Here is an 18,576-nt window from a genome sequence, read left to right on the forward strand (position 1 = left end):
CTGTGGTGCGGCCGCGCGTCCTCAGATGCCCACGGCCCCGTCGATCCGTTCCCGGAGCAGGTCCGCGTGGCCGTTGTGGCGGGCGTACTCCTCGACCATGTGGACGAGGACCCAGCGCAGGGAGACCCTCCCGCGCCACGCGTCTTCGCCCTCGACGTCGAGGTCGGGAGCCTCGGCGACGAAGCGATCGGCGAAGGCCACTTCGGCCCGCCACGCGGCCCAGGCCTCCCTGACGGCGCCCGGGCCGGAGTGCGCGGTGTCGAAGGCCCCGTCGGGGTCCGCCGCCGAGGAGAAGCGCGGCACGGCGTCCTGCCCCGCCAGGACCGTCCTGAACCAGCGGCGTTCCACGTCGGCGAGGTGGCGCACCAGGCCGAGCAGGGAGAGCGTGGACGGTTCCACGGCCTGCCGGGACAACTCCTCCCCCATGCCCGAGCACTTGAGCTCCAGGGTCGCGCGCTGGTCGGCCAGGAAGGCGACCAGCACGCGTCGTTCGTCGCCGGTCGCCGGGCCGGTGAAGCGGTGGTCCGGTGCGGCGTCGACCGTGAATATCTCAGCTCTGCGGCTTCCGTTCGTCATACCGGCGATTATGCGCGGTGGGACGGGAGGCGGAACGAGCGGACGGGCGGGCGGAGTTGAGCGGAGCGCGGCGTGCGCGGACGCGGACGCGGACGCGGACGCGGACGCGCGGCGAAGGCACCCGCTGCGCGCCCGTGATCGTCCCCTGCGCCGGTCAGTCGAGGGCTCTGATCATGGCCTCGGCGGTCACCGCCATCGCCGCGCGGGCCGCCGTCAGGTAGGGCCGGGGGTCCGCCGGGGTCAGGTGGGTGCGGATGGCCTCGGTCATGGCCACGTTCAGCGCCGTACCGATGTTGACCTTGCGGATGCCTCCCGAGACGGCCGCCGCGAGCTCCGCGTCCGGCAGCCCCGAGGAACCGTGCAACACCAGCGGCACGTCCACCGACTTGGCCAGCCTGGCCAGCAGCGCGTGGTCCAGGGCGGCGGTGCGGCTGGTCATCGCGTGGCTGCTGCCGATGGCGACGGCCAGCGCGTCGACCCCCGAGTCGGCGACGAACCGCCGCGCCTCGTCGGGGTCCGTACGCGCCCCGGGCGCGTGCGGGTCCAGTGGGGCGGCCCCGTTCTTGCCGCCCACCTCCCCCAGCTCCGCTTCGATCCACAACCCGTTGGCGTGGGCCCAGTCGGCGGCGGAGCGGGTGGTTTCCAGGTTCTCGCCGTACGGCAGGTGCGCGGCGTCGTACATCACGGAGCTGAATCCGGCGTCGCAGGCCTGCCGCAGCAGGTCCGGGCTCTTGACGTGGTCCAGGTGCAGGCCGACCGGGACCGCGGCCGCGTCCGCGCAGGCGGCGGCCGCGCGGGAGATGGGCAGGAGCTGCCCGCCGCGGAACTTCACGGCGTTCTCGCTCAGTTGCAGGATGACGGGCAGCCCGGCCGCTTCGGCCCCGGCCACCACGGCCTCGGCGTGCTCCAGCGTGATGATGTTGAACGCGGCGACGGCGCGGCCCACGGCGGCCGCCTCCAGGACGAGCGGACCGGCGGGAACGAGGCTCATCGGACCGCCTCCTCGCCCGCGGTGAGGATCACCGAGCGGGTCAGGTTGCGCGGTGCGTCCGGGTCCAGCCCCTGATGGGCGGCCACGGCGAGCGCCAGCCGGTGCACCCGGACCAGCTCGGCCAGCGGGTCGAGCCGGCCGGCCACCCACTGGGAGCCGGTGTCGCGGACCTGCTCGGCGAGCCCGTCGGGGGCCTCGTCGAGCGACCAGGTGACGGTGCCGGGCCCCGAGATGCTGATCGGGCCGTGCCGGTACTCCATCGCCGGGTAGGACTCCGCCCAGGACAGCGAGGCCTCGCGCATCTTCAGCGCCGCCTCGTGCGCGAGGCCCACGCTCCAGCCGCGGCCGAGGAAGGTGAACTGCCCCCGGCCCTCCAGCTCCGCGGGCAGCGGCTCGGCCAGTGCCGTCCGGGCGTCGGCCACGACGCCCGCGCCGTGCAGGCCGAGGTGGGCGCGCAGCAGGGTCAGGGCCGTGGTCGCGAAGCGGGTCTGCACGACCGACCGTTCGTCGGCGAAGTCGAGGACGACCAGCTCGTCGGCGACCGTCATCACCGGGGTCGCCGGATCGCCGATGACCGCGGTCGTGGGGACGCCGGCGTCGCGCAGCCGGGCCAGCAGGTCCAGCACCTCGGTCGTGGTCCCCGACCGGGTGAGGGCGACGACGCGGTCGTAGCGCCGGTGGCGGGGGAACTCCGAGGCGGGGAAGGCGTCGGTCTCCCCCTCCCCCGCCTCCTCGCGCAACGCCGCGGCAGCCTGGGCCATGTAATACGAGGTCCCGCAGCCGACGATCGCGGTACGCTCCCCCCGCTGCGGCAGCACCGCCCGCCGGGCCGGGGCCAGTTCGGCGGCCCGCTCCCAGCATTCGGGCTGCGTGCCCAACTCGTACGCGACGTGACTCATGCAGGCTCCCTGATACGGCGAATGGGTCTGGATGGTGCTTTGTCCGGACGGCACCCAGGCGCGGATGCGTTTTCCTGCAAGGTAGCTGCCATTTTCGCGCAACTTCAAGCATCTACGGGGTGATCGCCCTGAGTTAATGTCGGCGGTAGGCCAATGGAGCCGATGGAGAACACCGAAGGGGGCGGCCGATGACCCGCAAGGAGCGCTGGCAGGCACTGCTGGACCTGCTGGTGGACCGGGGTGAGCTGGAGGTGGAGCCGGCGGCGGAGACCCTCGGCGTGTCCGCCGCGACCATCCGCCGCGACCTCGACCAGCTCGCCGAACAGCAGCTCCTGGTCCGCACGCGCGGCGGGGCGGTGCTGCACGGGGTCTCGTACGAACTCCCCCTGCGCTACCGCACCTCGCGCCGCGCCGCCGAGAAGCGCCGGATCAGCGAGGCGGTGGCAGCCCTGATCACCCCGGGCGAGGTGATCGGGCTGACGGGCGGCACCACGACCACCGAGGTGGCCCGCGCGCTGGCCGGACGCCCGGACCTGGCCACGGGCACGCCGGCGCTCACCGTGGTCACCAACGCCCTCAACATCGCCGGCGAGCTGGTGATCCGCCCGCAGTTCAAGATCGTGCTGACCGGGGGCGTCGCCCGCCCCCAGTCGTACGAACTCACGGGCCCCCTCGCCGAGGCGGTCCTCGGGCAGCTCAGCGTGGACACGGCCGTCCTCGGTGTGGACGGCTTCGACCCGGCGGAGGGCGCGGCGACCCGGCACGAGGACGAGGCGTCGATCAACCGCCTGCTGTGCGAACGGGCCCACCGGGTGGTGATCGCGGCGGACTCCAGCAAACTCGGCGCGCGCGCCTTCGCCCGCATCTGCGCGACCTCGTCGGTGGACGTCCTGGTGACGGACACGGGCCTGACCCCCGGTGACACGGCGGCGTTCGAGGCGGCGGGGGTGGAGGTGCTGAGGGTATGAACCAGGTCCCGCACCCCACCCGGCCCCCGGGCCCGATCGGCGATCCCCTCCGGCCCGAACCCCTCCGCCCCGATCCGCTCCGCCTCGACCCCCTCCGCCTGACCGTCCTCGGCAGTGCCACGCCGTATCCGACTGCGGGCAACCCCTGTTCCGGCTACCTGGTGTCCGGGGGCGGCACGCGCGTCTGGATGGACGCCGGCAGCGGCACTCTGGGCCCGCTCCAGCGGTACACCGGGCTGGGCGAGCTGGACGCGGTCTGGATCTCGCACCTGCACGCCGACCACAGCGCGGACCTGCTGACCGCGTACTACGGCCTGCTCTTCGCCGACGTCCGGCGGGCGGCGCCGCTGCCGCTGTACGGCCCGCCGGGCATCGCCGACCGGCTCGCCGGGTTCCTCACCAACGGCCCCGCGCGCAGCCCGGTCGAGTCCGCCTTCGCCGTCCACGAGCTGTCCGACGGACACCGGGCGCAGGTCGGGGCGCTCACCCTCACCAGCCGCGCCGTGACGCACGGAATGCCCGCCTTCGCCGTCCGCGTCGAGGCCGGCGGCCGGGCGCTGGTCTATTCCGGGGACACGGCTCCGTGCGCCGCTCTGACGGACCTCGCCGAGGGGTGCGATCTGCTGCTGTGCGAGGCCGAGAGCGCCCGGCGGCCGGCGCGGGACGAGGGCGAACACCTCCACCACACGCCCGAGGAGGCCGGTACGACGGCGGCCGCCGCGGGCGCCGCACAGCTGGTCGTCACACACGTGGGCCGGGACCTGACCCCCGACGAGGCGGTGGCCCGCGCCTCGGCGCACTACGCCCGGCCCGTCGCACACGCCGCGCCCGGAGCCGTCTTCACGCTCGGCTGAGTACCCGGAATCCGGAGGCAGTCGGGGGTCCGGTCCGACCGGCCCCGGTCAGTGCGCCGGGAGGCGTTCCGACTCGCGGACCAGAGCCGCCAGGACCGGGGCGATGAGCGGGTGGGTCTCGCCGCCGCGGCGGGTGGCCGCGAAGACCCGGCGGGTCGCGGACGCGCCGGTGACCGGGCGGACCTGGACCTCCTTGAGGTCCATGCCGCGGAGCGCCGAGCGCGGTACGAGGGCCACCCCGGCCCCCGCGCCCACCAGGGCCGTCACCGCGCGGAAGTCGTCGGAGGAGTGGCGGAACCGGGGCTGGAAGCCAGCGAGTTCGCAGGCCAGCAGCGTCACGTCGTGGCAGGGGTTGCCCGGGTACTGGCCCACCCAGTCCGAGTCGGAGAGGTCCGCCAGCGACACCGCGGGCAGCTGGGCCAGCGGGTGCCCGGCGGGCAGGACCGCGTCGAAGGGCTCCGCGTACAGCGGCAGGACCGAGAGCCGCGCGTCGTCCGCGCCCGGGCCGCCCCGGTACTCGACCGCCAGGGCGAGGTCCGCCTCGCCGTCCAGGAGCATCGGCAGGCTCTGGTCGCCCTCGGCGTCCCGGACCCGCAGCCGGATGCCCGGGTGCTCCCGCGCGAGGCGGGCGATCGCCGGGGCCAGGACCTCGGCGATGCCCGTGGCGAAGGCCGCCACCGTGACCTCGCCCGCCGAGCCGCCCGCGTACGCCGCGAGTTCGGCCTCCGCCCGCTCCAGCTGGGCCAGCACCTCGTTGGCGTGCCCGACCAGGATCTCCCCGGCCGCGGTGAGCCGTACGCCCCGGCCGCTGCGGGTGAGCAGCGCGTGGCCGGTCTCCTGCTCCAGCGCCGCGAGCTGCTGGGAGACGGCGGAGGGGGTGAGGTACAGGGCTGCGGCCGCGGCGGTCACCGTACGGTGGTCCGCCACGGCACGCAGGATGCGCAGCCGGCGGGGGTCGATCACCCCACCATTGTCTCAGGCCGCCTGGGCCGCCCAGGCCGCCCGGGCCCCGCGCGGAACGCGGGCCCCAGCCGCCCCACCAGCCCTGCCGGCCCGTCAGGCCTTCGTGGCCGCCAGTGCCGCTCGGGCGTCGACGAAGGCCGCCACCGCACGCTCCACGTCCGCCGTGGAGTGGGCGGCCGAGAGCTGCACGCGGATGCGGGCCGCGCCGAGCGGGACCACCGGGTAGGAGAAGCCGATCACGTAGACCCCGCGCTCCAGCAGCAGCTCCGCCATCTTGGCCGCCTCCGCCGCGTCGCCGATCATCACCGGGGCGATGGCGTGGTCGCCGGGCAGGATCTCGAAGCCGGCCTCGGTCATCTTCGTGCGGAAGAGCGCGGTGTTGGCGGCGAGGTGCTCGCGCAGGTCGCCGGCCGACTCCAGCAGGTCGAGGACCTTGAGGGAGGCCGCCGCGATGACCGGGGCGAGGGAGTTGGAGAAGAGGTACGGGCGCGAGCGCTGGCGCAGCAGCTCGACGATCTCGGCGCGGGCCGCGACGTAGCCGCCGGAGGCTCCGCCGAGGGCCTTGCCGAGGGTGCCGGTGATGATGTCGACGCGGTCCATGACCCCGTGCAGTTCCGGGGTGCCGCGGCCGCCGGGGCCGACGAAGCCGACGGCGTGGGAGTCGTCGACCATGACCATGGCGTCGTAGCGCTCCGCCAGGTCGCAGATCTCCGCGAGCGGGGCGACGTACCCGTCCATCGAGAACACGCCGTCGGTGACGATCAGCTTGCGGCGGGCGCCCGCTTCGGTGGCCTCCTTGAGCCGGGTCTCGAGCTCGGCGAGGTCACGGTTGGCGTACCGGTAGCGGCGGGCCTTCGACAGCCGGATGCCGTCGATGATCGAAGCGTGGTTGAGGGCGTCGGAGATGACCGCGTCCTCGGCGCCGAGGAGGGTTTCGAAGACGCCGCCGTTGGCGTCGAAGCAGGAGGAGTAGAGGATGGTGTCCTCCTGGCCGAGGAAGGCCGACAGCCGTGCCTCCAGCTCCTTGTGCACCTCCTGCGTGCCGCAGATGAAGCGGACCGAGGCCATGCCGTAGCCCCAGCGGTCCAGTGCGTCCTTCGCGGCGGCGACGACCTCGGGGTGGTCGGCCAGACCGAGGTAGTTGTTGGCGCAGAAGTTGAGGACCTCGCCGGGGGCGCCGCCCGAGGTGACGGCGACGGCCGCGTTCTGCGGGGTGCCGATGACGCGCTCGGGCTTGTGCAGGCCGGCGGCGCGGATCTCGTCGAGGGTGGAGCGCAGGTCCTCGCGGACGGACTCGAACATGTGCGGTTCTCCTAGGGGGTGTCCGGTGGATCAGGGTCGGAAAGCCCGGGTCGGCTGGTGCCGTGGATTGCAAGGCGGAGGAGGGAGTCACTGCGGAGCATTGACGACCGACGACAACGCGGCAAGCCGCGGTGCCGGGCGGGCCGGGCCCGGCCATGATCCACCGGGCACCCCCCTGGTACGGCGGAGTCAGAAGAGGGGGGGCCGGACCCCGCGGAGGGGGGAGGGTGTGCGGGGCCCGGCCGGAGGGAGATGGTCTACGGGGCGGTCGGCGCCTAGGGGATGTCTCGCCGGTCAGGCCGGATCAGCCCGGGGCGGCCGGCGCCGTGGATCGCGAGGCCGAGGAGGGAGTCGACGCGGAGCGTCGGCGACCGACGAGAACACGGCGGGGCGCGGTGCCGGCCGCCCCGGGCCCGGCCTGACCGGCGGGACACCCCCTACGCCGTCCAGTCCAGGATGATCTTGCCGCTGCGGGCGGTGGACGCCTCGTCGAAGGCGGCCTCGAAGTCGCGGTGCGAGTAGCGGCCGGTGATGACCGGGCTGAGGTCGAGCCCGCCTTCGAGCAGCACCGTCATCGCGTACCAGGTCTCGAACATCTCGCGGCCGTAGATGCCCTTGATGGTGATCATCGAGGTGACGACCTTCGCCCAGTCCACCGGGAACTCCTGCGCGGGCAGGCCCAGCATGGCGATGCGGCCGCCGTGCGTCATGTTGTCGATCATGTCGCGCATCGCCTCGGGGCGGCCGGACATCTCCAGGCCGATGTCGAAGCCCTCGCGCAGGCCGAGCGTCCGCTGGGCGTCGGCGATGGAGGACTCGGCGACGTTCACGGCGAGCGTGGCGCCCGCCTTGCGGGCGATCTCCAGGCGCTCGGGGCTGATGTCGGTGATGACCACGCTGCGGGCGCCGGCGTGCCGGGCGACGGCCGCCGCCATGATCCCGATCGGGCCGGCGCCGGTGATCAGTACGTCCTCTCCGACCAGCGGGAAGGACAGCGCGGTGTGCACGGCGTTGCCGAAGGGGTCGAAGATCGCGGCCACGTCCAGGTCGACCGCGGTGCGGTGCACCCACACGTTCTGGGCGGGCAGCACGACGTACTCGGCGAAGGCGCCGTCGCGGCCCACGCCGAGCCCGACGGTGCTGCGGCACAGGTGGCGGCGGCCGGCCAGGCAGTTGCGGCACTTGCCGCACACCAGGTGACCCTCGCCGCTGACGAGCGCGCCGGTCTCGATGTCGCGGACGTCCGCGCCGATCGCGGCGACCTCGCCGACGAACTCGTGGCCGAGGACGAGCGGGGTCTTGACCGCGCCCTGCGCCCAGCCGTCCCAGGCGCGGATGTGCAGGTCGGTTCCGCAGATGCCGGTGCGCAGCACCTTGATCAGCACGTCGCCGGGGCCGTACTCGGGCTCGGGGACGTCCATGAGCCACAGGCCGGGCTCGGCCTTGTGCTTGACGAGTGCCTTCATGGGGGTGGCTCCAGGCATGCGGAAGGGGGCGCCGCGGGGCGCGGGGCGCGGACGGCGTCGGTGACGGGCACCAATCTGCCGAGATGCGTGGTGATCAGTCCATCGAGACTTTCTTAAGCGGGTCGACAGCCCAGCTTCACACCTATGCTCCTCAGGTGACGGGGCAGGGCCCGGGCCGGTGACGGCCGGGGGAAAAGGGGAGGTGAGGGGCGTGCCGAGTCTGCGCAGCAGGGCGCTGTCGGCGGCGCTGATCGCGGCGGGACGGCGAAGACGGTTCGCGAGCGCCGAGGCGGTACGGACCCGGGTGGCGCAGTCCGCCCGCCGACCGGCGTCCCATCTGCCGCCGCGGTCGCTGGGGCGGGTGGCGGAGATATCGCGGACGTTCGTCGGGGCCTGGCCGGTGTACGACGTCTCCCCGCGGGAGGCGGAGCCGGCGGCGCAGGTGCTGTACGTGCACGGCGGCGGCTACGTCAACGAGCTGGTCCGCCCGCACTGGGCGTTGATCCGGACCCTGGTCACGCGGGCCCGGGCGCGGGTGGTCGTACCGGCGTACATCCTCGCGCCGCGCGGTACCGCCGACCGGACGGTCCCGGTGGCCGCCGATCTGCTCAGCGGCCTGATCGCGGCCGGCGGCGCGGGCGGGACGGTGCTCATCGGGGACTCCGCCGGTGCCGGGCTGGCGCTGGCCGCGGCGCAGCGGCTGCGTGACCGGACGGGGGCGCAGCCCTCCCGGATCGTGCTGATCTCGCCGTGGCTCGACCTCACCATGAGCCATCCGGACCAGGCGGCGATCGAGGCGGGCGATCCGATGCTGGCCCGCCCGGGGCTGCGGGAGGCGGGAAGGCTGTACGCGGGGACCCTGGACGCGGACGATCCCCGGGTGAGCCCGTTGCGCGGGTCCTTCGAGGGGCTGGCGCCGCTGACGGTGTTCACGGGGACGCGGGACCTGCTGACCACGGACAGCAGGGAGCTGGTGCGCCGTGCCCGCGCGGACGGGACGGACGTGGAGTTCCACGAGGAGGCCGGGCTGCCGCACGGGTACCCGCTGATGCCGGTGCCGGAGGGGCGGACGGCGCGCGACCGGATCGTGCAGCTGACCCGGTCGGCGGGCCAGGGGTGACCGGCCCGCCGACACCGCTCGCCGACACCGCTCGCCGACACCGCTCGCCGACACCGCTCGCCGACACCCCTCGCCGACACCCCTCGCCGACACCCACACCGTAGCTAAGCCGTGCAGGTCATCAGTGAGCTGATCGGCCAGGCGCGGTACGCCGTCCAGTAGGCCTCGTCGCGGACGTGGTCGGCGGGCGGGGTGCGGTTCGGCTGCCAGCCGATCGTGCTGAAGCCCGCCTCGACGGCCGCTTCGGCGAGGTCGGCGTGGGCCCACTCGTGGAACTCGAAGGGAACCGGCGGGTCGATCAGGAAGTGCGCCTTGAGCAGGGGCGCGTCTCCGGCGTGGATCCGGTCGAGGATGCGGACCCCGTACGGCGACCAGTCCACGCGGGGGAACGCCCCGGCGTTGGGCACGATGGCGAGGAGCCGTCCGCCCGGGCGCAGGCTGGCGCGGACGGACCGGAACATGGCGTGCAGCGAGCTGCGGTCTGGGGTGTGGTTGAAGGGGTAGACGGCGGTGGCGAGGTCGAAGGGCCCGAGGTCGGGGAGGCCTGCGGCGTCGGCGACGTGGTACTCGATGTCCGGCCGGTCCTCCGCCTCCTCGTGCTCGCGCGCCAGCTTGATCATCTCCTCGGAGACGTCCACGCCGACGGCCCGGCGGGCGCCGCCGCGGGCCAGCAGCCGGGTGTTGTAGCCGTATCCGCAGGCCAGGTCGAGGGTGTCCAGGCCGTGTACCCCGCCGAGCGCGTCGAGCGCACCGTGCAGCGTGTACGTGTCGGCGGCCGAGAAGGCGGCCGTGGCCGTGGTCTCCGCGTACCGCTCGCCGAGGATGTCGTACTGGAACCTCATGCTGTGCCTTCCGGGGCCGGCCGGGGGGTGGGGGGTGCGACGCGTCCGTATCGTGCCCCGTGCCGCGTCCGGATCACGGCCCGTACGGCTGCCCGTCCCCCGGACGAGGGAAGCGGTCGGCCTATCGCGGCTGCTCAGGGCCTACGGGGCGTACGGAGCTCAGCGCGACCAGGGGCGGGCAGCACCTTGGGGTGCTGCCCGGCCCCGGGGTGCGGGCAGCACCGCCGAGGGCGCATCCTGGCGGTGTGACGGCGAGACCGGACGGTGACGGCCCCGCCCCTGACACCACAGCCACAGTCACAGCCACGGCCGCGGCCCCGGCCACGGCTTCCGTGCTCACGCGGGCGGCCGTCGACGCGGTGGCGGCGGTCGGCGGGTACGCGGGCGGGGTCTACCTGCGCTCCCGCACCGACGGGCTGCTCCTGATGGCCGTGCTCGCGGGCCTCCCGGGGCTGCTGTTCCGGCCCTGGTGGCGGATGCACGTGAACCGCCCGTACCCGGTGGCCGAGGCGTACCGCTCGGGGCAGTCGGTGCACCTGCACGACGCGGAGGCGTCGATGCGCCGGTTCCCGCAGCTGATGGCCGGGCTGCCCTTCCCCTTCGCCTCGCTGTACGAACCGGTCACGGCCGGGACGCAGCGGTTCGGCGTGCTGCTGGTGCTGCGCGAGGTGACCCCCGGGGTCCCGGTGAGCGCCCTGGACCGGGAGCGGCTGCGCGAGGCCGCGGACCGGCTGGGCCAGGAGCTCGCCGCGCTGGCGGCCGAGGGCGTGCCGGTGGTGTGGGAGGGCGATCCGGTGCTGGTGGACCCGCTCTCGGGGGGCGACGGCGCCCGGGAGGCCGCGGACCGGCTCGCGCAGGCGCTGCTCTCCGTCGACCGGCACGGCCGGATCCGCTTCCTCAACGCCGCCGCCGCGGACCTCGTCGGCCTCGGCGCGGGCCGGCTGCTCGGCCGGGTGGTGTGGGAGGCGCTGCCCTGGCTCGGGCATCCCGCGTTCGAGGACCACTTCCGGGCCGTGTTCATGTCCACCGAGCCGGTGCACTTCTCGGCCCGGCGGGGCGGGGACCCGGCCGGGGACTGGCTGTCGGTGGGGCTCTACCCGGGGCACTCCGGAGTGACCCTGATGATCTCGTCGCAGGAGAGCCCCGCCTACGCCCCGGGGTCGGTGGCGCGGCCGGGCGCGGGTCTGGGCTCCCCCGCCGACCGGGCCTCCGCGCTCTACCGGCCGGTGGCCCTCGCCATCGCGCTGACCGAGGCGGTCACCGCCCGTCAGGTGTCGGTGGTGGTGACCGAGGAGCTGCTGCCGGCGTTCGGCGGCCGCCAGCTGGCGATCTACATGCTCGACGAGCGGCATCTGCACCTCGCGTGGGAGACCGGCTTCCCCAAGGGGTTCCTCGACGGGTTCGACGGGGTCGGGCTCGACGTACGGCTGCCGGGCGTGGAGTGCCTGACCTCGGGGCGGCCGCTGTTCTTCGAGTCGATGGAGCACCTGGCCGCCGCCTACCCGGGCATCCCGCTGGACGCCAGTGTCGGGGCCCGGGCCTTCCTGCCGCTGATCGCCTCGGGGCGGCCGGTCGGCTCGTGCATCCTCGGCTTCGACGTGCCGCGGGGTTTCAGCCCGGAGGAGCGTACGGTGCTGACCGCGCTGGCCGGGCTGATCGCTCAAGCCCTGGAGCGGGCACGGCGTTACGACAGCGAGGCGGCGCTCGCGCGCGGGCTCCAGGCGGCCCTGCTGCCGCGCCGCCTGCCGGTGCGCGAGCAGGTGGAGACGGTCGGCCGCTACCTCCCCGGCACGCAGGGGATGGACGTCGGCGGCGACTGGTACGACGTCGTGGGGACGGGCGCCGGGCTGCTGGCCCTGGTCATCGGCGACGTGCAGGGCCACGGGGTGGCGGCCGCGGCGACGATGGGCCAGCTCCGCAGCGCGGTACGGGCCTTCGCGCTCAGCGGCAGTACCCCGCAGCAGGTGATGAGCGGGACCAACCAGCTGCTCATCGACCTGGATCCGGGCCAGTTCGCGAGCTGCTGCTACGTGTTGCTGGACCCGGCCTCGGGCTCCGCCACGGCCGTCCGGGCCGGGCACCCCCAGCCGTTGCTGCGTCATCCCGGCGGCCGGACGGAGGTGCTGGACCTGCCGGGCGGGGTGGTGCTCGGCATCGACCCGGAGGCCACGTATCCGGTCGCCGAGCTGCGGCTGGCGCGGGGCGCGGTGCTGGCCCTGTTCACGGACGGGCTGGTGGAGAAACCGGGCGCGGACATCGACGTGGGGATCGAGCGGCTCCGGCTGGCCCTGGCCGCGGCGCCGCCGGCCCCTCTGACCGAGACCGCCGACCTGCTGATCGGCGGGACGGGCGGCGCGGACCGGCCGGACGACATCGCCCTGCTGCTGGCGTCCCGTACCAACGGGCCGGACGCGCCGGAGGCGTAGCGCACGGCCGGCTCGGAGCGGTGCGGAGCGGTTCGGCGTACGCGCGACACGCGCCTTAGCTCATGTCGGCCAAGTGCGGTGCGGTGGAGGCCGCGAGGGTGAAGGTGTGGCCGGCCGGGTCGCTGAAGAGGCGTGCGTCGCGCGGGCCTTGCTCCGGGTCGGCCGACACCGGCCGGGCGCCGAGGGAGACGGCTTCCCGCTCGGCCTCGTCCAGGTCGCCGGGGGCGACCAGGATCCTCAGGTGTGCCTGCTGGGAGTCCTCCGGGCGTGGCCAGCTCGGCGGCGCGTAGCCGTGGTCCCGGCGGACCGCGAGGTGTACGCCCGCCCCGCCGACGACTTCGACCATGTCGAGCCCTTCCCCGGCGCGTACGCCGGCGCCGAGCAGTTCGGCGTAGAAGAGGGCCAGCGACTCCGGCTCGGCGCAGTCCAGTACGAGAACGCTCGTCTTCGCGACAGTCATGACCCCGCGTCTACCCTGCGGCGCCGGGCCCAGACGGAACCGGCGGTGCGAAATCCGCGGACGCGTCTCAGCCGCCGGCGTCCTCGTCGGGCTTGGTCGGCGGCTCGCCGGTGGCCAGGGTGAGGGCGGTGTTCACCAGGCCGACGTGGCTGAACGCCTGGGGGAAGTTGCCGAGTTGGCGCCCGGCGATCGGGTCGTACTCCTCGGCGAGCAGTCCCACGTCGTTGCGTACGGCCAGCAGCCGCTCGAACAGGTCCCGCGCCTCCTTGCCGCGGCCCGTCAGGTGCAGGGCGTCCACCAGCCAGAACGAGCAGGCCAGGAAGGCCCCTTCGTCACCGGGCAGTCCGTCGATGGAGGGCCCTTCGGTGCTGTAACGGCGGACCAGGCCGCTGCGGCCGAGTTCCTCCCGTACCGCGTCGACCGTACCGATGACGCGGGGGTCCTCCGGCGGCAGGAAGCCGACCCGGGGGATCAGCAGGGTCGCGGCGTCCAGCTCGCGGGAGCCGTAGTACTGGGTGAAGGTCTTGCGCTCGGGGTCGTAGCCCTTCTCGCACACGTCCCGGTGCACCTCGTCCCGCATGACCCGCCAGCGCACCACGTCGCCGGGGATGGAGGGGTCGTTCTCCAGGGCCCGCACGGCCCGGTCCGCGGCGACCCAGGCCATCACCTTGGAGTGCACGAAGTGGCGGCGCGGGCCGCGCACCTCCCACAGGCCCTCGTCGGGGCGGCGCCAGTTCTGCTCCAGGAAGTCGAGGAGGGCGAGCTGGATCTTCCAGGCGTGGTGCTCGGCGGCGAGGCCTGCGGACCTCGCCAGGTGCAGGGAGTCCAGGACCTCTCCGTACACGTCCAGCTGGAGCTGGTCGACGGCGGCGTTGCCCACCCGTACGGGGGCGGAGGAGGCGTAGCCGCGCAGCCAGGGCAGCTCGGCCTCGGGGATCCGCCGCTCACCGGCGATCCCGTACATGATCTGGAGGTCGGCGGGGTCACCGGCGACGGCGCGCAGCAGCCAGGCGCGCCAGGCGCGGGCCTCGTCGAGGAAGCCGGTGGCGACGAGGGAGCCGAGGGTGAGGGTGGAGTCGCGCAGCCAGCAGTAGCGGTAGTCCCAGTTCCGGACGCCGCCGAGCTCCTCGGGGAGGGAGGTGGTGGCCGCGGCGACGATGCCGCCGGTCGGCGCGTAGGTGAGGGCTTTGAGGGTGATCAGGGAGCGGGTCACCGCCTCCCGGTAGGGGCCTTCGTAGCGGCACTGGGCGGTCCACTCCGCCCAGTCGGCGAGGCTCTGCTCCAGGGCTGCGAAGGGGTCGCAGGGCGCGGGGCGCGGATCGTGCGAGGGGTGCCAGGTGAGGACGAAGGCCACGCGCTGTCCGGCGGCGACGGGGAACTGGGAGCGGGTGCTGTTGGCCTCGCCCCAGGTGCGGACGGGGGGTTCGCTGCGGAACCAGACGGAGTCGGGTCCGGCGACGGCGACCCGGTCGCCGTCGCTGCGGCGCACCCAGGGGACTACGTGGCCGTAGTCGAACCGCAGTCGCAGGGTGCTGCGCATCCTGACCCTGCCGGAGACGCCTTCGACGATGCGGATGACGTCGGGGGCGACGTCGCGCTGCGGCATGAAGTCGATGACCTTGACGGTGCCGGTGTCGGTCTCCCAGAGGGATTCCAGGATCAACGAGCCGTCGACGTAGGTCCGGCGGGTGCACTGTTCGCCGTCGGCGGCGCCGAGGGGTGCGAGGCGCCAGTGGCCGTTCTCCTGGTCGCCGAGGAGCTTGGCGAAGCAGGCCCCCGAGTCGAAGCGCGGCAGGCACAGCCAGTCGATGGACCCGTCGCGGCCGACCAGCCCACTGGTCATCAGGTCGCCGATGAGTGCGTAGTCTTCGATGGGTTGTGTCATTTGTGCGCTCTTCCCCCGAATGCCCGGAGCCAATCAGCGCGGGCCCCGGGCACCCTCGTGCGCGCTAGGGAGTGTCGTCAAAGTGGCGTCAGCCAGACGGCACTTTGACGACACGACCTGGCGCTCGGCGCGGAGGCGCCGGCGAGACGCCGCTAGTTCTTGACGAGGAGGAGGGCTCCGCCGAGGGCCAGGCCGAGGACGACGGCGAGGGCGCCGTGGGCCAGGCGGTGGCCGCGCAGCACGGGCAGGAAGCGGTCGGCGGCGTACCGGCCGGGGCCGGTGAGGGCGAGGGCGGCGGCGCCGGCGGTCAGGAGCAGTTCGTACTCGATGCCCTTGGGGGCGAAGAAGGCTCCCGTGCCGTGGACGACGATCGCGTTGACGAGGGTGCCGACGAGGGCCGCGGCGGCGAGCGGGGTGAGCAGGCCGGCGGCGAGGGCGAGGCCGCCCAGGGTCTCGGTCAGTCCGGCGAGGACGGCCATGGCGTCGCCGGCGGGGTAGCCGCTGGCGGTGAAGAACTGGCCGGTGCCGCTGATGCCGCCGCCGCCGAACCAGCCGAAGAGCTTCTGGGAGCCGTGGGCCGCCATGGTCAGGCCGAGGACGATGCGCAGGAGCAGCAGGCCGGCGTCGTACCCGGCGGTGGAGGGGGCGGCCGGGCCGGACGGTGCGGAGGCCTGCGGCTTCGTCGTGGTGACGGAGGGGCTGGTCATGGGGGGATCCTTCCGGTCGGGCGGTCCGGGAAGCGGGGACGGGAGGTTGTTCAAATTCGAACCGCCGGACACCGACCATAACCATTGATTCAAATTGGAACAACCTGTGTAGGCTGGGGCCATGGCTGAAACGAGATGGCTGGACGACCGCGAGATGCGGGCCTGGAGCGGCTTCCTGGCCGCGTCGGCTCTGGTGAACCGCCGCCTCGACCAGCAGCTCAAGGACGACTCCGGGCTCTCGCACCCGCAGTACGAGATCCTCGTACGACTCGCCGCGGCGCCCGGGCGCGAACTGCGCATGACCGAGCTCGCGAACGGTCTGATCAACTCCAAGAGCGGGCTGACCTACCAGATCACGCAGATGGAGAAGGCCGGGCTGGTCCGCCGCCGCAGCTGCCCCTCCGACGTGCGCGGGGTCTTCGCCGTCCTCACCGACGCGGGCAGCGCCCGGCTGGACGAGGCCGCGCCCGGGCACGTGGCGACGGTCCGGGAGGTCCTCGTGGACGTACTGACCCCCGAGCAGCTCGACGCGATCGCCGCCGGGCTGGGCGAGGTCAGCCGCCGCCTACGCGAGCAGGACAGCTGAACGGCGGACCCACCGCACTGATATCGGGGCCGGGAATCGGGGTATACGGGCGGCATGGACGGAACGGTCTGGCTCACGGTCGCCGCGCTCGTCGCGGCCGCGCTTGCGGTCGCCGCCGCCGTGCTGCTCGTACGGGTCCTCAGGGCGCGGCGGCTGCTGCTCGACTCGGGCATCCCGCTGCGCGACAAGGCGCTCTTCTGGGCCGCGGTGATCTACACCGTCTCGCCCGTGGATCTGGTTCCGGACCCGGTGTACCTGGACGACATCGGCGTACTGCTGCTGACCCTGCGGTCACTGCACGCGGCCGCGGCGGCGGTCCGGCCCGTCAAGGAGCCCGGGACCCCGTAGCGCTCCCCCGGACGAGCCCGGGAGAGCCTCAGAGCACACCCCGGGGGCGGAACTGGATGCTGATGCGCGGGCCGACGGCCCGCGTCGACTTCGGTACGGCGTGCTCCATGGTCCGCTGGCAGGAGCCGCCCATGACGACGAGGTCGCCGTGCCCCAGCGGCAGCCGCAGCAGTGTGGGACCGCCCGCCCGGGGGCGGAAGGCGAGATCGCGCGGGTCCCCGACCGAGACGATCGCGACCATGGTGTCCTCGGTGGAGGAACGGCCCGTGCGGTCACCGTGCCAGGCGACGCTGTCGCGGCCGTCGCGGTAGAGGCACAGCCCGGCGGTGGTGAAAGGCTCGCCGAGTTCGGCGGCGTAGTGGCGGGTCAGCGCCTCGCGCGCCTCAACGAGGGAGGGGTGCGGCAGCTCCGCGCCCTCGCCGTAGAAGGCGAGGAGGCGGGGCACGTCCACCTCGCGCTCGTACATCTGCCGCCGCTCGGCACGCCAGGGCACCTCGGCGGCCAGCCGCTCGAACAGCGCGTCGGCCCCGAGGAGCCAGCCGGGCAGCCGGTCGACCCAGGCGCCGTCCCCGAGCTCGGTCCGCCGCACACCGGCGAGCGGACCGGGCCGGATCTCGTCGCCCTGGTCGAAGAGGGAGCCCTGGAGACCGTGGAGCCCATGGAGCGCGCGCATGGCCCCAGCGTAACCCCACGCTCGAACATCTGCGCGAATATCTCTCGCGGCCGGATCACCGTGCCGGAGACGGGGGCGCCTGCTGGGCCGGGGACGGGGACGTCGGCTGTGCAGGCGACGGGGACGTCGGCCCGGTCGTCGCCCCGGTCGTCGGCGTGACCTTCGGCTGGACCGGCTTGTGCCCGGGGTACACGTGCCCGGGGGTGACGATGCGGGTGATCGCCTCGCCGAAGAGGGTGCTGGGCTCCTGACCCTCGTGCAGCACGTCGGTGTTCAGCAGGACGACCATGGTCGCCTGCGCCTCGGGCAGGTAGACGGTCAGCGTCTCGTACCCGGGCAGCGAGCCGTTGTGGCCGATCCAGCCCTGGACGTCGAAGATGCCCAGCCCGTACCCGGCACCCGGAATGCCGATCGAGGTGGTCTTCAGGCGCTCCGCCTGGGTCTCGGGCGTCAGCAGCGCGCCCGTCGCGAGCGTCCGCGCCCAGCTGCGCAGGTCCATGAGGTCGGAGATCATCGCTCCCGCGGACCAGGCCCAGGACGGGTTCCAGTCCGTGGCCTCCACGATCTTGCCCGAGGTGAGCTGGTCGGTGTAGCCCTGCGGGTGGGGGTCGGGGAAGTACGCGTCGGTGGGGAAGAGCGTCTTGCGCAGCCCGGCCGGTTCCAGCACTTCCTGCCGGATGAACTCCGCGATCGGCCGGCCGCCCACCTTCTCCACCACGAGCCCGAGCAGGATCAGGTTGGTGTTGGAGTACTGGAACTCCGCGCCCGGCGCGAACTGCACCGGATGCTTGAACGAGTAGTCCAGCAACTGCTGGGGCGTCATGGGGCGTTCGGGGTCGTCGGCGAGCGCCTTGCCGAAGTCCTCGTCCTCGCTGTAGTTGAAGAGTCCGCTCCGCATTCCCGCCAGCTGGCGCAGGGTGATGCGGTCGCCGTTCGGAACGCCGGCGATGTACTTGCCGATGGGGTCGTCGAGGGCGAGCTTGCCCTGGTCGACCAGTTCGAGGAGGGCGGTGACCGTGAACGTCTTGGTCTCGCTGCCGATCCGGATGTGGAAACCGGTCTCCATGGGAGCGCCCGTGGCCTTGTCGGCGACACCGAAGGTCCTGACGTAACTCCCCTTGCCGGGGGCCCACAGCCCCACGATGACGCCCGGCACCCGGGCCTCGCGCAAGGTCTGCTGCACTGCGGCGTCCAGCTTCGCCGCGACGGCCGGGGTGAGTTGGAGGAACTCCGTCCCACCGTCCGGGGAGGGCGAGGGGGGTGCGGTGGCCGAGGGTTCAGGGGTGGGCGCACCGTACGCCGGGGCCGCGACTGCGGGGGCGACCAGCAGGCCCGCGGCGGCAGCGGCCGCCACACAGGTCCTGCGCAGCCGCGTGTGCGAACCACTCACAGCACGCCTCCTGTCCTGTCGTACGAGGAGCAAGGCGATGGCGGGACAACATCACCAGCCTAGGCACGCCCCTACCTCCGCCGCGCGGCGAAGGGCCCGCAGCCCACGCCGACCGGACGC

General features: G+C 73.7%; 18 protein-coding genes. 6 read left to right on the top strand and 12 right to left on the bottom strand.

Translation table 11 applies throughout. The features are described 5' to 3' along the window. Positions 1-21: 21 nt before the first annotated feature. The 3 genes from AB0D94_RS21225 to AB0D94_RS21235 form a co-directional block, all read right to left on the bottom strand. Positions 22-576: a DinB family protein gene (locus AB0D94_RS21225; RefSeq protein WP_362054081.1), complete on the bottom strand. Its 555-nt coding sequence runs from the start codon at positions 574-576 to the stop codon at positions 22-24. 154 nt (positions 577-730) lie between these two features. Further along, on the bottom strand, positions 731-1,567 hold the full coding sequence (locus AB0D94_RS21230; RefSeq protein ID WP_362054084.1) for a class II fructose-bisphosphate aldolase: 837 nt from the start codon (positions 1,565-1,567) through the stop codon (positions 731-733). After that, positions 1,564-2,466, bottom strand: coding sequence for an SIS domain-containing protein (locus AB0D94_RS21235; RefSeq protein WP_362054087.1), 903 nt, complete (start codon positions 2,464-2,466; stop codon positions 1,564-1,566). The genes AB0D94_RS21230 and AB0D94_RS21235 overlap by 4 nt, the downstream gene beginning before the upstream one ends. 188 nt (positions 2,467-2,654) lie before the next feature. Between AB0D94_RS21235 and AB0D94_RS21240 the strand changes: the two genes are divergently transcribed. Together AB0D94_RS21240 and AB0D94_RS21245 are read left to right on the top strand one after the other, a co-directional pair. Continuing rightward, the gene (locus AB0D94_RS21240) at positions 2,655-3,434 is read left to right on the top strand and encodes a DeoR/GlpR family DNA-binding transcription regulator (protein ID WP_362054090.1); all 780 of its coding nucleotides are present in this window, start codon (positions 2,655-2,657) and stop codon (positions 3,432-3,434) included. Beyond that, positions 3,431-4,288: an MBL fold metallo-hydrolase gene (locus AB0D94_RS21245; protein WP_362054093.1), complete on the top strand. Its 858-nt coding sequence runs from the start codon at positions 3,431-3,433 to the stop codon at positions 4,286-4,288. Before AB0D94_RS21240 ends, AB0D94_RS21245 begins: the two co-directional genes overlap by 4 nt. Before the next feature lie 48 nt (positions 4,289-4,336). Here the strand turns inward: AB0D94_RS21245 and AB0D94_RS21250 are convergent, their stop codons facing one another. From AB0D94_RS21250 to tdh, 3 genes are all read right to left on the bottom strand, one after another. Then, complete coding sequence (locus tag AB0D94_RS21250) at positions 4,337-5,251, bottom strand: LysR substrate-binding domain-containing protein (RefSeq protein WP_362054096.1); 915 nt, start codon at positions 5,249-5,251, stop codon at positions 4,337-4,339. 93 nt (positions 5,252-5,344) lie between these two features. Beyond that, complete coding sequence (locus AB0D94_RS21255) at positions 5,345-6,553, bottom strand: glycine C-acetyltransferase (RefSeq protein ID WP_362054099.1); 1,209 nt, start codon at positions 6,551-6,553, stop codon at positions 5,345-5,347. A 437-nt stretch (positions 6,554-6,990) separates the two neighbouring features. After that, entirely contained in the window at positions 6,991-8,019 is a 1,029-nt protein-coding gene (gene tdh / locus AB0D94_RS21260) for an L-threonine 3-dehydrogenase (protein ID WP_362054102.1), read from the bottom strand. A gap of 211 nt (positions 8,020-8,230) precedes the next feature. Between tdh and AB0D94_RS21265 the strand changes: the two genes are divergently transcribed. Beyond that, positions 8,231-9,139 carry an alpha/beta hydrolase fold domain-containing protein gene (locus AB0D94_RS21265; RefSeq protein WP_362054105.1) on the top strand — a complete coding sequence of 303 codons (909 nt, stop codon included), beginning with the start codon at positions 8,231-8,233 and terminating at the stop codon, positions 9,137-9,139. A gap of 104 nt (positions 9,140-9,243) precedes the next feature. Here the strand turns inward: AB0D94_RS21265 and AB0D94_RS21270 are convergent, their stop codons facing one another. Further along, positions 9,244-9,981 (bottom strand): class I SAM-dependent methyltransferase, encoded by a 738-nt coding sequence (locus AB0D94_RS21270; RefSeq protein ID WP_362054108.1) that lies wholly within the window; start codon positions 9,979-9,981, stop codon positions 9,244-9,246. Between the two features lie 332 nt (positions 9,982-10,313). Between AB0D94_RS21270 and AB0D94_RS21275 the strand changes: the two genes are divergently transcribed. After that, positions 10,314-12,407, top strand: coding sequence for a SpoIIE family protein phosphatase (locus AB0D94_RS21275; protein ID WP_362054171.1), 2,094 nt, complete (start codon positions 10,314-10,316; stop codon positions 12,405-12,407). A gap of 55 nt (positions 12,408-12,462) precedes the next feature. Here AB0D94_RS21275 and AB0D94_RS21280 read toward each other — a convergent pair whose 3' ends face one another. The 3 genes from AB0D94_RS21280 to AB0D94_RS21290 form a co-directional block, all read right to left on the bottom strand. After that, positions 12,463-12,867: a VOC family protein gene (locus tag AB0D94_RS21280; protein WP_362054111.1), complete on the bottom strand. Its 405-nt coding sequence runs from the start codon at positions 12,865-12,867 to the stop codon at positions 12,463-12,465. Positions 12,868-12,934: 67 nt separating this feature from the next. Then, the gene (locus tag AB0D94_RS21285; RefSeq protein ID WP_362054114.1) at positions 12,935-14,752 is read right to left on the bottom strand and encodes a glycoside hydrolase family 15 protein; all 1,818 of its coding nucleotides are present in this window, start codon (positions 14,750-14,752) and stop codon (positions 12,935-12,937) included. Positions 14,753-14,904: 152 nt separating this feature from the next. After that, positions 14,905-15,459: a DoxX family membrane protein gene (locus tag AB0D94_RS21290; RefSeq protein WP_362054117.1), complete on the bottom strand. Its 555-nt coding sequence runs from the start codon at positions 15,457-15,459 to the stop codon at positions 14,905-14,907. 121 nt (positions 15,460-15,580) lie between these two features. Between AB0D94_RS21290 and AB0D94_RS21295 the strand changes: the two genes are divergently transcribed. Together AB0D94_RS21295 and AB0D94_RS21300 are read left to right on the top strand one after the other, a co-directional pair. After that, positions 15,581-16,045: a MarR family transcriptional regulator gene (locus AB0D94_RS21295; RefSeq protein ID WP_362054120.1), complete on the top strand. Its 465-nt coding sequence runs from the start codon at positions 15,581-15,583 to the stop codon at positions 16,043-16,045. A 54-nt stretch (positions 16,046-16,099) separates the two neighbouring features. Continuing rightward, on the top strand, positions 16,100-16,393 hold the full coding sequence (locus AB0D94_RS21300; protein ID WP_362054123.1) for a YkvA family protein: 294 nt from the start codon (positions 16,100-16,102) through the stop codon (positions 16,391-16,393). A 28-nt stretch (positions 16,394-16,421) separates the two neighbouring features. On the opposite strand, the gene AB0D94_RS21305 is transcribed toward AB0D94_RS21300, so the two are convergent. Next, complete coding sequence (locus AB0D94_RS21305; RefSeq protein ID WP_362054126.1) at positions 16,422-17,066, bottom strand: alpha-ketoglutarate-dependent dioxygenase AlkB; 645 nt, start codon at positions 17,064-17,066, stop codon at positions 16,422-16,424. 55 nt (positions 17,067-17,121) lie between these two features. Continuing rightward, positions 17,122-18,456 carry a serine hydrolase domain-containing protein gene (locus AB0D94_RS21310; RefSeq protein WP_362054129.1) on the bottom strand — a complete coding sequence of 445 codons (1,335 nt, stop codon included), beginning with the start codon at positions 18,454-18,456 and terminating at the stop codon, positions 17,122-17,124. Positions 18,457-18,576: the final 120 nt, after the last annotated feature.

The sequence above is a fragment of the Streptomyces sp. NPDC048255 genome (genome assembly GCF_040652415.1).
GTDB lineage: Bacteria > Actinomycetota > Actinomycetes > Streptomycetales > Streptomycetaceae > Streptomyces.